The 14,523-nt window shown below is 64.2% G+C and carries 10 protein-coding genes; 5 read left to right on the top strand and 5 right to left on the bottom strand.

Going from position 1 to position 14,523, the window contains the following annotated elements; genetic code table 11:
* Positions 1-22: 22 nt before the first annotated feature.
* Positions 23-913: a cytochrome c oxidase subunit II gene (gene coxB / locus ACW7G6_RS13965; protein ID WP_456980402.1), complete on the bottom strand. Its 891-nt coding sequence runs from the start codon at positions 911-913 to the stop codon at positions 23-25.
* Between the two features lie 334 nt (positions 914-1,247).
* Here coxB and putA point away from each other — a divergent pair, with 334 nt between their 5' ends.
* Positions 1,248-4,475, top strand: a complete 3,228-nt coding sequence (gene putA, locus ACW7G6_RS13960; RefSeq protein ID WP_456980401.1) for a bifunctional proline dehydrogenase/L-glutamate gamma-semialdehyde dehydrogenase PutA — start codon at positions 1,248-1,250, stop codon at positions 4,473-4,475.
* 111 nt (positions 4,476-4,586) lie between these two features.
* On the opposite strand, the gene ACW7G6_RS13955 is transcribed toward putA, so the two are convergent.
* Positions 4,587-5,936 (bottom strand): OmpP1/FadL family transporter, encoded by a 1,350-nt coding sequence (locus ACW7G6_RS13955; protein WP_456980400.1) that lies wholly within the window; start codon positions 5,934-5,936, stop codon positions 4,587-4,589.
* A 225-nt stretch (positions 5,937-6,161) separates the two neighbouring features.
* Here ACW7G6_RS13955 and ACW7G6_RS13950 point away from each other — a divergent pair, with 225 nt between their 5' ends.
* On the top strand, positions 6,162-6,854 hold the full coding sequence (locus ACW7G6_RS13950; RefSeq protein WP_456980399.1) for a rhomboid family intramembrane serine protease: 693 nt from the start codon (positions 6,162-6,164) through the stop codon (positions 6,852-6,854).
* A 53-nt stretch (positions 6,855-6,907) separates the two neighbouring features.
* On the opposite strand, the gene ACW7G6_RS13945 is transcribed toward ACW7G6_RS13950, so the two are convergent.
* The 3 genes from ACW7G6_RS13945 to gpmI all read right to left on the bottom strand — a co-directional run bounded on the left by ACW7G6_RS13945 (position 6,908) and on the right by gpmI (position 11,213).
* The gene (locus ACW7G6_RS13945; RefSeq protein ID WP_456998540.1) at positions 6,908-8,326 is read right to left on the bottom strand and encodes a S41 family peptidase; all 1,419 of its coding nucleotides are present in this window, start codon (positions 8,324-8,326) and stop codon (positions 6,908-6,910) included.
* Between the two features lie 89 nt (positions 8,327-8,415).
* The gene (locus tag ACW7G6_RS13940; RefSeq protein ID WP_456998539.1) at positions 8,416-9,660 is read right to left on the bottom strand and encodes a murein hydrolase activator EnvC family protein; all 1,245 of its coding nucleotides are present in this window, start codon (positions 9,658-9,660) and stop codon (positions 8,416-8,418) included.
* Positions 9,660-11,213, bottom strand: a complete 1,554-nt coding sequence (gpmI, locus tag ACW7G6_RS13935; protein ID WP_456998538.1) for a 2,3-bisphosphoglycerate-independent phosphoglycerate mutase — start codon at positions 11,211-11,213, stop codon at positions 9,660-9,662. Before gpmI ends, ACW7G6_RS13940 begins: the two co-directional genes overlap by 1 nt.
* Positions 11,214-11,325: 112 nt before the next feature.
* Here gpmI and ACW7G6_RS13930 point away from each other — a divergent pair, with 112 nt between their 5' ends.
* The 3 genes from ACW7G6_RS13930 (at position 11,326) to ACW7G6_RS13920 (ending at position 14,321) form a co-directional block, all read left to right on the top strand.
* Complete coding sequence (locus tag ACW7G6_RS13930) at positions 11,326-12,015, top strand: hypothetical protein (RefSeq protein ID WP_456980395.1); 690 nt, start codon at positions 11,326-11,328, stop codon at positions 12,013-12,015.
* A 119-nt stretch (positions 12,016-12,134) separates the two neighbouring features.
* Entirely contained in the window at positions 12,135-13,874 is a 1,740-nt protein-coding gene (locus ACW7G6_RS13925; protein WP_456998537.1) for a M28 family metallopeptidase, read from the top strand.
* Positions 13,875-13,922: 48 nt separating this feature from the next.
* A complete protein-coding gene (locus ACW7G6_RS13920; protein WP_456980393.1) occupies positions 13,923-14,321 on the top strand; it encodes an MAPEG family protein in 399 nt (132 codons plus the stop codon).
* Positions 14,322-14,523: the final 202 nt, after the last annotated feature.

Here is a 14,523-nt window from a genome sequence, read left to right as displayed (position 1 = left end):
GATGTAAAAGCCGGCGGGCCGGTCAGCCGGCGACCGCGACAGCGGCCGGGGCATCGGTTTCGGGTTCGGGAGTTGCCTGGGGTGCTTCCGGGGTGTCGGTAGCGGTTGCAGCAGGTTCAGTCGGCGCCTCGCCGCCCTTCTGGGCGGCAAGCCACTGCTCGAACTCGGCTTTGGGCAGAGCCTTGACCACGATCGGCATGAAGCCGTGGTCCTTGCCGCACAACTCGGCGCATTGGCCGCGGTAGACACCCGGGGTGGAAATGTCGGCCCAGGCCTCATTGATGATGCCCGGCACCGCGTCCTGCTTCCAGCCCAATGCCGGCACCCACCACGAGTGAATCACGTCGTCAGCGGTAATCACGAACCGGATCTTGGTATCGACGGGCACCACCAGCGGGTTGTCGACATCCAGCAGGTAGTACGGATGATCGGTATCACGTGGATCCAGGCCACTTTGGCGGATGCGATCACTTTCGCGGTCCATCCGGCTGGTGAAACTGACGTCCTCGCCAAGGTACTCGTACTCCCACATCCACTGGTAGCCGGTGACCTTGACCGTCATCTCCGAGTCGCGCGTGTCGTACATGTCGACCAGCTTGAAGGTTGCCGGGGTCGCCATCAGGATCAGCAGGATCACCGGGATCACCGTCCACAGGGTCTCCAGCTTGGTATCGTGGGTGAATGATGTGTCCGCCACCGCGCCGCGCGATTTGCGGAACCGGAACATCGCCACGCCCATGGCGACGAACACCAACAGGCCGATCCCCGCGCAGATCCATAGCACCATCATATGGGCTTCATACGCGTTGTTGGACAGGTGGGTGACACCGCGGCCCATGTTGAGCTGCCAGCGGTGCGGGTCCGCACTCTGCGCAAACGCCCACGTCGGCGCGGCCATGGCGGCAAGCCCCATGACGCATTGTTGGATCCGACCGGATTTCATCAATTTGAGCCCCAAATTCCGCTTGTTGATCATGATTGTCTTGGTCCTGCTCCGCGAGCTGTCCTGTCTGCACCCGGCCCCGAAGCGCCGAAACGACCCGCGACGGAATGAGTTGGTGGGCCCACCGGAGCCCATCCCGCCAGTGACGGCGTTACCGACAGCCTTCAAAGGGTATCCGCCAGGACGATTTGCAGCAAGCGAATCACGCCCATGGTGACTTCATCCATGACTTAAGTTATCCAGCGCGTGCGCGCGATTGATCCTAGACTATCGGCCCCTTCCCCCACCGCCGATAGCGGACCCGATGACCAACAAAATCACCCCCCTTGACGCTCCGCAGCCGCTGCGCATGTTGATCAGTCCTGAATTGCCGGCCATTCCGGGCAGCGCGCGTGCAGCGATCACCGCCGGTTGGCGGCGTGACGAGACTGACCACGTGAATGCGCTGGCGGAGCAGGCCCGTCTGCCGGATGCCGCCCGCGCCACAACCCAGACGCTGGCCACCGACCTGGTGCAGCGGGTACGCGCCCGGGCCCATGAGCAAGGCGCGGTCGAGGCCTTCATGCGCCAGTACGACCTGGGCAGCGAGGAGGGGGTGTTGCTGATGTGTGTCGCCGAGGCACTGTTGCGGATTCCCGACCAGGGCACTGCCGACAAGCTGATCCGCGACAAGCTGGGTGAGGCCGACTGGAAGCGCCACATGGGCCAGTCCCATTCGATGCTGGTCAACGCCTCGACCTGGGGCCTGATGCTGACCGGCAAGCTGGTCGAGCTGGCCGATGACACCAAACGCGATGCCCATAATGCTTTCAAGCGCCTGGTCGGACGCATTGGCGAGCCGGTGATCCGGCTGGCCGTGCGCCAGGCGATGGAAATCATGGGCCACCAGTTCGTCATGGGCCGGACCATGGCCGAGGCCCTGGCCCGCTCCCGCAAGGGCGTCAACAGCAGCTATCGCTATAGCTATGACATGCTCGGCGAAGCCGCGTTGACCGACGTTGATGCACTGCGCTATCTCGACGCCTACCGCCAGGGCATCCAGACGATCGGCAGCAGCGCCGATTACCGCAACGACGACATCTTCGCGACCCCCAGCATCTCGGTAAAACTCTCCGCACTGCATCCGCGCTACGAGCACCCCAAGCGTGCCCGGGTGCTGGCCGAGTTGACCCCGCGAGTACTGGAGCTGGCCCAGCTTGCCAAACATCACGGCGTCGGCTTGACGGTGGATGCGGAGGAGGCCGATCGACTGGAGCTTTCACTGGATGTGTTCGCCGGCGTCTACCGCGATCCGTCCCTGGACGGTTGGGACGGCTGCGGGTTGGCGATCCAGGCGTATCAGAAGCGTGCACCGGAGGCGATTGAATTCATCGTTGATCTCGCCCGCCAGGTGGGTCGCCGGATCCCGGTACGGCTGGTCAAGGGCGCGTATTGGGACACCGAGATCAAGCGCGCCCAGGTCGATGGCTACCCCGGATTCCCGGTATTCACCCGCAAGCCCAACACCGACGTGTCGTACCTGGCTTGCGCGCGCCAGATGCTGCAGGCCACCGACGCGATCTATCCGATGTTCGCCACCCACAACGCGCAGACCATTGCCGCGGTCCACACCATGGCGGGCCTGGACGGGCGCCGGGTCGATTTCGAGTTCCAGAAGCTCCATGGCATGGGCGATGACCTGTATGCCCAGGTGATCCCGGCGGATCGCCTGGATGTCCCGTGCCGCGTGTACGCGCCGGTCGGCAGCCACGAAGACCTGCTGCCCTACCTGGTACGGCGTTTGCTGGAAAATGGCGCGAACTCAAGCTTCGTCAACAGCATCACCGACGAGAGCGTCCCCATCGACAAACTCGTCCGCGACCCGCTGGACACCGTGGCCGGGTTTGACACCATTTCGCACCCCAACATTCCGCTGCCGGTCGACCTCTTCCGGAGTCACGCAGCCTCGATGAAATATTGCAACAGGAGCAACTCCATGGGTGTCAACCTTGCCAACGACGACCAGTTGCGGACGCTGGCCGAACAGGTCAACGCTGCGGTGCGCAATGACTGGTACGCCGAACCGTTGGTACCCGGCGCGGCGCTGACCGGCGAGCGCGTGCCGGTGACCAATCCGGCCGACCTGCGCGAGGTCGTCGGCCAGTGGCTGCCGGCCGATGCCGCCGTGGTCGAGCAGGCACTGCAGAATGCCGTTGCCGCGCACCCCAGGTGGGACGCAACCCCCGCGGCCGACCGCGCCACGATCCTGGAGCGTGCCGCCGACCTGCTTGAGTCGCGCATGGCCCAGTTCATCGCGATGTGCACCAAGGATGCCGGCAAGACCATTGCCGATGGCGTCGGCGAGGTCCGCGAGGCCGTCGACTTTCTGCGCTACTACGCCGCGCAGGCACGCACGATGTTCACCCCCGAGCCGCTGCCCGGCCCCACCGGGGAGACCAACGTGCTGCATCACGGTGGCCGCGGTGTATTCGTCTGCATCAGCCCGTGGAACTTCCCGCTGGCGATCTACATCGGCCAGGTCGCCGCTGCCCTGGCCACCGGCAACAGCGTGCTGGCCAAGCCGGCCGAGCAGACCAACCTGGTTGGCTACTACGCGACCAGGCTGATGCACGAAGCCGGCGTGCCCGAAGACGTGCTGCAGTTCCTTCCCGGCGACGGCATCACCGTCGGCGCCGCGCTGACCAGTGATCCGCGCGTGGCCGGGGTTGCTTTCACCGGCTCCAATGAGACCGCCGCGGCGATCAACCGCTCCCTGGCGGCGCGCGAAGGCGCGCTCGGCGTGCTGATCGCCGAGACCGGCGGCCAGAACGCGTTGATCGCCGACTCCTCCGCGCTGCCCGAGCAACTGGTCAAGGACGCGCTGTCGTCGGCCTTTACCTCCGCCGGACAACGCTGCTCCGCCGCGCGCGTGCTGTTCGTCCAGGACGATATCGCCGATACGGTGGTCACCATGCTGGCCGGTGCCATGGCCGAGTTGAAGGTGGGCGATCCCGGTCTGCTGTCGACCGACGTGGGCCCGGTAATCGACAAGGACGCGTTGAAGATGCTGGAAGACCATGCCGAGCGCATGGACCGCGAGGCGACGCCGATCGCAACCGGCGACATGGGGCCTGACACCGCTCACGGCACCTTCTTCGCCCCGCGCGCCTATGCGCTGGACTCACTGGACCAGCTGAAGCAGGAGATCTTCGGCCCGGTGCTGCACGTGATCCGCTGGAAGGCGGACCAGCTCGATGCAGTCATCGCCGCCATCAACGCGACGGGCTACGGGCTGACCCTGGGCATTCACTCGCGTATCGATGCCACGGTGGAGAGGATTTCCAGCCGTATCAAGGTCGGCAACTGCTACGTCAACCGCAACCAGATCGGTGCGGTGGTCGGGGTACAGCCGTTCGGCGGCCATGGCCTGTCCGGCACCGGCCCCAAGGCCGGCGGTCCACAATACCTGCCGCGCTTTACCACCGAGAAGACGATCACCATCAATACCACCGCGTCCGGCGGCAATGCGTCACTGTTGACCCTGGGCGAATAAGCCTGGCGAAGCAGGGCGGCCTGGCACCCAGGCAACGTCGGCAGGAGTGACGTCCGCAGCAACAAAAAACCCCGCCGAAGCGGGGTTTTTTGTTGGTTCAATACCGCTTGATCAGAAGCGGTACTGGGCGGAGATGCCGTACAGGTTGGCACCGCCGTCAAACTCGCCAAACAGGCGCTGGCCACCCTCCGCCGGCGGAGTGATCAGGCCGATCTGCGGAGTGTCGGGCTCGATCCGCGCGTAAGCGAAGTTGATGTCAAACGCATCGCTGATCTGCCAGGTCGCACCCAGCGTGTACCACTTGCGATCTTCGTCCGGCAAACGCGGGGTACGGGTCGCATAGGTGGTTGGGGTCTCGTCGATTGCATAACCAGCGCGCAGCGTCCAGGCCGGATTCAACTTGAACTCGCCGCCAAGCGACATGAAACGGGTGGTGTCCCAATCGAACGCTTCAACCGAATCCGGATCCGGGCCGTCAAAGTCGACACGGACTTCGTGCAACGACTCCCAACCGGTTTCCGCGTAGGTCACCATCGCCTTGGCGCGATCGGTGAAGTCATAGGCCACCGATACCGTGGTGGTTCCCGGAGTGGTCAACTTGGCGCTTACACCACCGTCCTGGAACAGCGCCGCGCGACCTACCGCGTCGAACGTGGCACGGGCGTTGGCAGGCAGCGTCCAGTCCACGTCGCCACGCAGCTCATAGTCGATCTCGGAGCGGTGTGACAGGCCGATGGAGAGCTTGTCGGTCGGACGAAGATTGAAGCCCAGCACCCAGCCCATGCCGGTGTCATCACCTTGCACGTCGGCAAAGCCGTCGGCTGCCTGCGGACGCGCGAACGGCAACGGCACGCCGGCGCCATACAGGATGGTGCCAAAATCCACTGACTTGGACAGGGTCACGTCCGCGCTGGAATAGATCAGGCCGGCACCGACCGACAAGCGATCGGGAATCAGGTCGATCGCGGCGGAGACCGTCAGGTCGACGATCTGCACATCCGAAGTGTGGGCGTAGTAACGGCCTACCCAGTTGTCGTCGTATTCGGTCTTCAGGCCAAACGGTGCACTGACCATCGCGCCCAGTGCCAGGCCGTTGTCGAACTTGTGGACCAGCGACAGCGCCGGGATCGGCGTCACGCCGCCGGCATTGCCGCCGTTGCCACCGCTCAATGGCTGGCCCGCCACGTCATAACCACTACCCTTGAACTCGTAGCTGAGGTCGATGACGCTGACATCCGCCTGCACCGTGGTGCCTTCAAAGCTCGTCATCAGCGCCGGGTTGTTGACCACCACCGAAGTGTCACCCGCATTCGCCGCGGTGCCCGAATAGGCGGCGCCCATGGCCTTGACGCTGTTTTCCTTGAGCTGGAAGCCCGACGCGTTGGCCTGGCCCAGCGCAAACACGCCAGCGATGCCCAGAGCCAGCGCCGACAGGCGTGTAATGCGGTGTACGTGGTGCATACGTGTAATCTCCAGTGACGTTATTTTGTCGGCGCGTCTGGAGCGCCGGTTTCGCCGGTCGCCGACGGATGCCGGGGCGCCGCCATACGGCACCGTCTGCACTATAGCGCGCCGATTAACCCCATGCTAACAAATGAGCATTGATTTCCCACAACGCCACTCGAACATGAGGCCGGGCTTGCCTGACCAGCCTGACCGCCCTGCAATGCACGCATCGGGTCACTGATGTTCGTTGCGATCCCATCACGCCAGAAGGCACCGTTGCGCTGGGCCACGCCGCTGCTGTTTGCCGCGCTATGGGGCAGTTTTACCTGGCTGACCTTGTTACCGGCGCTGGAACAGCGCCGCCTGCTGATGGAATGGGGAGCACTGTCGGGCGGCCTGACCACCTCGATCGCCTGGGCGCAATCGCTGCCCGATGGCAGTCTGGTGCGGTTGATCAGCGCGTTGTTCCTGCATGCCGACTGGGTCCACCTGCTGGGAAACCTGGTGTTCCTGCTGATCTTCGGGCTTCCCGCCGAGCGCGCCATGGGCCCATGGCGGTTCATGCTGTTGTTCCTGCTCGGCGGTGCCGTCGCCAATCTCGCGGCGGTGCTGTCGATTGCCACCCCTGACCGGCTGATCATCGGGGCCAGTGGCGCGGTGTCGGCACTGATCGGCGCCTACCTGGCCTTGTTCCCCGGTGCCAGGCTAGGCCTGGTCGTGCCGCTGGGCGTTTTCCTGCAGTTTGTGAAGGTGCCCGCCGCGCTATTGATCGGGATCTGGGCGTTGTTGCAGGTGGTATTCACCTTTATTGGTCCCGCATTCGGCGCGGTGGCCTGGTCCGCGCATCTGGCAGGTTTCGCCTTCGGCGGGGCGTTTGCGCTGCTGGCGCGCGCCGGCATTGCCCGCCGGTTGCGCCGCCGAAGCGGCTTCTGATGCAAAAGCGCGTGGGCGCTCAATAGCGCGTGGGGCTCAAGATAGCGCGCCGCTCAAGGTCCGCTGACCGGCGCCGCCCCAGGCGGCGTCGCTGCCAGCCGCTTCAACTCCACCAACGCGGCGGAAATCGGGGCCTCGCCATCGAGCACTTCACCGGCATTGACGCCTGGCTGATCGCTCTCGCCCTCCAGATGCCCGGGCAGACTGGCTTCGGTGTAGCTGGTCGCACGCGCATCATCGTCCTGCTTGTCAGCATGCAGGACGACATCGGGAACGATACCCAGCGCCTGTATCGATTTGCCACTGGGCGTGTAGTAACGCGCCGTGGTGAGCTTGACCGAGTCGCCGTTGTCCAGCGGCAGCAGCGTCTGCACCGAACCCTTACCGAAGGTCCGGCTGCCGACCACCCGCGCCCGATGATTATCCGCCAGCGCACCGGCCAGCACTTCGGATGCGCTGGCCGAGCCGGCATCCACCAGGATCACCACCGGGGCGCCTTGCATGAGGTCGCCGGGCGTGGCGCTGAACACCGCGTCGCTGATCGGGATCCGCCCTCGCGTGCTGACGATCTCGCCGTCATCCAGCAACGCGTCGGCAATCTGCACCGCGGCGGTCAGCAAGCCACCCGGATTGCTGCGCAAGTCCAGCACCAGCCCTTTCAGTTGGCCACCTGACTGATGGTTGAGCTGCTCAAGCTGACTCTCGAAATCTCCGGCAGTATCGGCCTGGAATGCGCTCACGCGGATGTAGCCATAGCCGGGCTCAAGCATCCGGCTGCGGACGCTGGCGATGACGATGGTCTGGCGCTCAACGCTGATTTTCAGCGGCTCGTCCTCGCCATCGCGCACCACCGTCAACTCGACCTTGGTACCCGGCTTGCCGCGCAACGAGCTGGCTTCCGCATCCGCGCCGGCTCTGAGCGGCACGCCATCCACGGCGACAATCAGGTCCCCGGCCTTGACCCCTGCCCGCGCCGCCGGCGTGTCGTCGATGGGGGCGATGACCCGCAAGGTGCCATCGGGCTGTGGGAATATTTCCACCCCGATGCCATCGTAGTTGCCACGCGATTGCTCATCGAAATTATCCGCCGCATCGCCTTTCAGATAGGCGCTGTGCGGGTCCAGATCGAGCAGCAGGCCCTGGATCGCGGACTGCATCAGGTCATGGTCATCGACCGGCTCTACATAGGCGGCCTTGACGGCCTTGTACACCGCGACATAGCGGCGAATCTCGTCCAGCGGAATCTTCGAATCAGCGGCAGCATCATCGACGGTTCGCGTGTCTTCCGCGGTGGCCGGCGCTGCCGGTGTTTCCTCGTCGACGGGGTCGAGAGGCAGTTCCACCGGTGGCTGGGCTGCGGGCGTTGGTTCCGCGGGGGTAGTCTGGTCCTGCGCGATAGCCGCCGCGGACGGTAGCGCCAATGCAACGGCAAGGGCGGCAGCAAGGACACTCGGGAGGTAACGCAAATGCATTGGGCGAACTCCAGGAACGGTGGCTCCGGTGGCAACAATAAGCCCCATCGCCGGAATTTCGGGTAAAGCGATGCCGCCGGCAGACCGGCTCAGCGCTTCAGCCAGGTAGATGGATTGACCGGATCCCCGTTACGGCGCAATTCGAAATACAGCGCCGGCCTGCCGTGCCCACCCGAGGTGCCGACGGTCGCGACCGGATCGCCACGACTGACGGTGTCGCCGGCGTCGTGGAGTACGGCGTCATTGTGTGCGTACAGGCTCATGTAGCCATTGCCGTGGTCGATAATCAGGATCAGGCCGAAGCCGCTCATCCATTCGGCGTACACCACGGTGCCGGCGGCCACTGCACGTACCGCGGTGCCCGCACTGGCACCAATCAACAAGCCTTGGCTTTCACGGCCGTCAGGCAACTTGGCTCCATAACCGGCAATCAAATTGCCAGCCAGAGGCCAGCCAACGCCGCCCACCTGGGGGCCTCCGGCGACGGGGGTTGGAGCTGGAGTGCGTGGCGCGGGCTGACCGGTGCGCTTCGCCGCTTCGCGCGCTTCGCGTTCGGCCTTGGCCACTGCGGCGCGCCGGGCCGCCTCGGCACGTTCGGCGGCGGCCCGCAGCTTCTTCAGTACCTGCTCCAGCCCTTCGGCATCACGGCCCAGTGCTTTCTCGCGACTGCGCTTGTCCTGGAAACGCTGGTCAAGCTCGGCCACCAGTGTCTTGCGCGCGCCGCGGTCCTTTTCCAGTTGTGCCAGTTGGCTGCGTTGGCGTTGCCTGGTCGTATCCAACTCGGTACGGCGGGCGACGATCTCCCGCTCCAGTGCATCCACCTGCGCCAACTCACCCGACAGCGACTGGATCCGGGCAGCGCGGTCGCTCTGCAGGTAACGGTGGTAGGTCAACAGCCGGCTGGCATCGGCCACCCGGTCCTGAGCCAGCAGCAGTTTCAACGGTGCTGCATCCCCTTGCGCATAGGCCGCACGTATCAAACGGGCGAGTTCCTCGCGCCGGGTGTCCAGGTTCTCGTTCAGGGCATCCCGCCGGGCCTGTACCTCGTCCAGCTTGGCCTGGCTCGCAACCAGGTCGCGCTCGGTCTGGCGCAACTGGCGGCTGGACGCAGAGACCTGCTCGTCGGCCTGGCGCAGCTCACGGGTCGCCGCGCCGCGCTTGGATTCGATCTGGCGGCGCTCGCTCGCGACCGATTTGAGCTCCTTCTTGATCGTCTGCAGCTTGCGCTCGGTATCACTGCTGCTTTGGGCAAACGTCGGCCCAGCCAGCAGGCATGCGACGGCAACGGCGACCCAGACGCTCGCGCGCATGCCTGGCATCAGCTTGCGTGGCATCAGCCGGACTGCCCGTCCAGCAGCAGGCTGCGGCCCGTCATCTCCGCCGGCTTGGGCAATCCCAGCAGGTCCAGCAGGGTCGGGGCGACATCGCGCAGTGACCCGCCGTCGCGCAACGAAGCCGGTCGCGGGCCGGCGTAGACCAGTGGCACCGGTCCCACCGTATGTGCGGTGTGCGGTTGCCCGGTCACCGGATCACGCATCATCTCCACGTTGCCATGGTCGGCGGTGACCACGATCGCGCCACCGACCTGCCGTACCGCGGCCAGGATCGCACCAATCGCAACGTCCACCGCTTCGACGGCTTTCACCGCCGCGACCAGATCACCGCTATGTCCGACCATGTCCGGGTTGGCGATGTTGCAGATCGCGACATCGATATCGCCGGAGCGCAGCGCGGCAGTGAGGCCCTGGGTAACCTGCGGGCAACTCATCTCTGGCTGCAGGTCATACGTCGCGACTTTCGGGCTGGGCACCAGGATCCGCGTCTCGCCGGCGTAGGCGTCTTCGCGGCCACCACTGAAAAAGAACGTCACGTGGGCGTATTTTTCCGTCTCGGCGATCCGCAGCTGTCGCAAGCCACTGTCGGACAGAATCTCGCCCAGGGTATGGCGCAGGTCATCAGGGGGAAACGCCACCTCGGCGGGCAACCTGGCGTCGTACTCGGTCAGGCACACGAAATCCGACAACGCGGGACGGCGCGTATCGAAGCCGGTGAATGCCGGAGAGACGAACGCGGCCGCCAGCTGACGGGCACGGTCGGCACGGAAATTCATGAACACCACGGCATCGCCATCGACCATTGGCAGCGACTCGCCAATCACGGTCGGGCGGACAAATTCATCGTCCTCACCACGGCCGTAAGCCGCGTCCAACGCGGCCACTCCATCGCCTGCGCGTTGTTCGGCCCGCCCTTCGACCATCGCGTCCCATGCCTGGTGCAAACGGTCCCAACGCTGGTCCCGATCCATCGCGTAGTAGCGGCCCGTGACACTGGCGATACGAGCGTTGCCTGCCGACGCGCACGCACGGTGCAATGCTTCCAGGCTCGGTCGGGCCGAACGCGGCGGCATGTCGCGCCCATCCAGGAACGCGTGCACGGCCACTTTTTCCACCCCTTCGCGTCGCGCCAGCTCAAGCATCGCGAAGATGTGCCGTTCGTGGCTATGCACGCCACCCGGCGACAGCAGCCCGAGCAGGTGCAAGGTGGAGTGGTTACGCTTTGCCGCGGCGCAGGCGGCGCGCAGTTGTGGGTTGCCGAAGAAGCTTTCGTCCTCGATCGCCGCATCGATCCGGGTCAGGCTCTGGTACACGATGCGGCCGGCGCCCAGGTTCATGTGGCCCACCTCGGAATTGCCCATCTGCCCGTCCGGCAAACCCACGTGGCGACCCTCGGTATGGATCAACGTATGCGGACAGCTCGCGAGCAGCGCTTTCCAGTTGGGCAGGTTTGCTTGCGCGATCGCATTATCGGCGGGCTCCTCACGATGGCCCCACCCATCCAGGATCAGCAAGACGACGGGCCGGACGGCTGGCGCTTGGAGGATCGGCATGACGTTTATCTCGCTGACTCAGATGGGGTGGATTGTAGCGAAACGCCGTGCCAAGCTTTGTGCCGCAAGTGAACCGATGCCCTACCCCCCCTCATATACCGGGACTCAAGCCATGACCCGCAATCCAATCGCCCTCGCGCTGTCGATGACAATCTCGCTGGTCCTGCTCGCCCCGGCCGCGGCATTCGCCGACCAAGGCGACATGAGCAAGGTCAATGGCACGCTGCAGGTTCAACAAGGTGCGCGCGCCGGCGACCTGGACACGGTCAACGGGCAGATCAGCATCGGCGCCAAGGCAAGCACCGGCGAGGCGGAGACGGTCAACGGCAGCATCGATGTGGGTGATGGTGCCCAGGTCGAAGGTCTGTCGACGGTCAATGGCGATATCCGCACCGGCACGAACGTGCAAATTGGCGACTCGGTGAACACGGTCAACGGTGAGGTTTTCCTGGGCCGGGGCAGCAGCGTCCAGGGGGACATCGGCACCGTCAACGGCGCAGTGGGTCTGGTCGATGCCGATGTTTCCGGCGACATCGATATGGTCAGCGGCGACCTGACCGTCGGCGCGGGCTCCCACGTGCAAGGTGGGATCCATTACCAGAAGCCAAGCGTTGGCTGGTTCAGCTTCCGCAGCAATCGCAAACCAAGGATCGTGGTTGGCCCGAACGCCCAGGTTGACGGTCCGCTGGTGTTTGAACGTGAAGTGACGTTGCTGGTCCACGACAGCGCCCGCATCGGACCGGTCACCGGCGCCACCGCGACAAGCTACTCGGGAACCAGTGCACCACCGCGCGAGGATTAGTCCCGGATCTGGATACCGCGCAACGGCGCTGCGAGGTTGATACCCATTGGGGCAGGCGGGTAGGACACGTTTCTGGTACACGCGCTAGTATCGATGATACTGCCGCTTCTGGATGCCCCATGTCCCGCATTCCCCTGTTACCCGCCACTTCGCTGGTAGCCGCCGCCCTCGTGTTGGCCGCCTGCAATCCGTCCAATGATCCGGTAGATTCGCCGTCGCAGCCGGCAGCCACCGCTGCCAGCGACGCGAGCACATACACGTCCGACCCCAGTATCAATGCGGCCGATTTTGCCGAACGGGTCCGCATCCTGGCCTCCGATGAATTCGCCGGTCGAGCGCCCGGCAGCCCCGGTGGCGAGAAGACCGTCAACTACCTCGAGACCGAATTCCAACGACTCGGGCTGCAGCCGGGCAACGGCGACAGCTACTTCCAGACTGTCCCGATGGTGGAGACCACCGCCGACGAGTCAACCGTGATCCATCTGGATATCAACGGTGAATCGCGTGACCTTCAGTTCGGCAGCGACATGGTTATCGGGACCCGTAACGGCCAGACCGAGGTCGACATCAAGGACAGCAAGCTGGTGTTCGTCGGTTACGGTGTGAATGCGCCCGAGCTGGGTTGGAACGATTACGCCGGAGTCGACGTCAAGGGCAAAACGGTGGTGATGTTCGTGAACGACCCGGGCTTCCATGCCAATGATCCGGAATTGTTCGAAGGCAAGCGGATGACCTATTACGGTCGCTGGACCTACAAGTATGAAGAAGCGGCGCGGCAGGGTGCTGCGGCCGCCTTGATCATTCATGATACCCGCGGCGCGTCGTATGGCTGGGACGTGGTCAAGAACTCCTGGTCGGGTGCCCAGTTCGATCTTGCTCCTGCGGACGATCCCGAGCCGCGCTTGCCGGCACAAGGCTGGATTACCGGCGAAGTCGCCCGCGAAGTGCTGGGCGAGCTGGGCCATGGCCTGGACGATCTGTACCGTGCGGCGAACAAGACTGGCTTCAAGGCGATCCCGCTGGATGCCTCGCTATCGCTTGGCCTGGACAGCACCATCCGCGAAAAATCGTCACGCAATGTGATCGCGCTGTTGCCCGGTGCGACCCGTCCCGACGAAGCGGTGGTTTATATGGCGCATTGGGATCATCTGGGTGACCACGGAGGCGAAGGCCACGACGACAGCGACGCCGATAAAGACACGATCTACAACGGTGCGGTCGACAACGCCAGCGGCGTAGCCGGCATCCTGGGCATTGCGGAGAAGTTCGCCGCCCAGGATCCCGCACCGGATCGCTCGCTGTTGTTCCTCGCGGTGACATTGGAGGAGTCCGGGTTGCTCGGCTCCAAGTATTACGTCGCTCATCCGAGTATTCCGCTGGACAAGACGGTTGCGGTCATCAACCTGGATGCGATGCCGATCTCCGGCCCTTCGCGCGACATGACCGTCGTCGGCTTCGGCAGCTCCGAGCTGGAGGATGTACTTGCCAACGTCACCGACAAACAGGGCCGCGTACTGCATGCCGAGGCCACTCCAGAGGACGGTTTCTACTTCCGTTCCGACCATTTCAACTTCGCCAAGGCCGGGGTTCCTGCGCTGTACGCCAAGGGCGGTACAGACCTGATCGACGGCGGCGTGGAAGCCGGGCAAAAGAGCGAGCTGGATTACCGTGATCGGCGTTACCACCAGCCGGCCGATGAATACGACCCCTACTGGAACCTCGACGGCGTGGTACAGGACTTGAAAGCCCTATATGGCGTCGGCGAGCAGCTGGCCAATAGTAACCAGTGGCCTGAGTGGTACCAGGGCAACGCATTCCGTAGCGCCCGCGAAAACATGATGGCGCCAACGACCAACTAGCCATTGCCCTTTGAAAGAATCTCCAGGATCCCCAAAAGGAGCGCATAGATGACTCTGGCAACTGCATATTGGTGCGTGCTGGTGGCGGCCCTGCTGCCGTATGTTTGGACCATTGTCGCCAAAGGCAGCGGCGATAGATTCGATAACCGGGATCCGCGGGGCTGGCTGGCCAGGCAAGACAACCCACGATCGATCCGCGCCAACGCCGCCCAGCTCAACGCATTTGAGGCCTTCCCGCCGTTCGCGATCGCTGTAGTGCTGGCCCAGCTTGCGGCGGTGTCCCACGAACACATCGCATTGCTCACGATCGCTTTCATCATCGCACGCATCCTGCACGGTGTATTTTATATAGCCAACCTGGACAAGCTGCGCAGTCTGGTCTGGGCTGTCGGACTTCTTTGCGTAGTTACCTTGCTGGCACTAGCGGCGTTAGCCGTTAACACCTGAGGTTTTGTGTTTACGGTTCGACGTCCATGGATCCCCGCCTTCGCGGGGATGGTGCAGGAAATCCGTGGGGATGACGCAGGAAAAATGGATTCTCGCCCAAAGAAGAAGGCCGGCCCCTTGTGGGGACCGGCCTTCGGTGTAAATGCTCAGCAATGACCTACTCTTGCATGGCTTAGGCCACACTACCATCGGCGCGTGTGCG

Source organism: Lysobacter sp. A421 (assembly GCF_054052145.1).
Note: the sequence above shows the minus strand (reverse complement) of the source record. Positions and strands in the feature narration are given on the sequence as shown.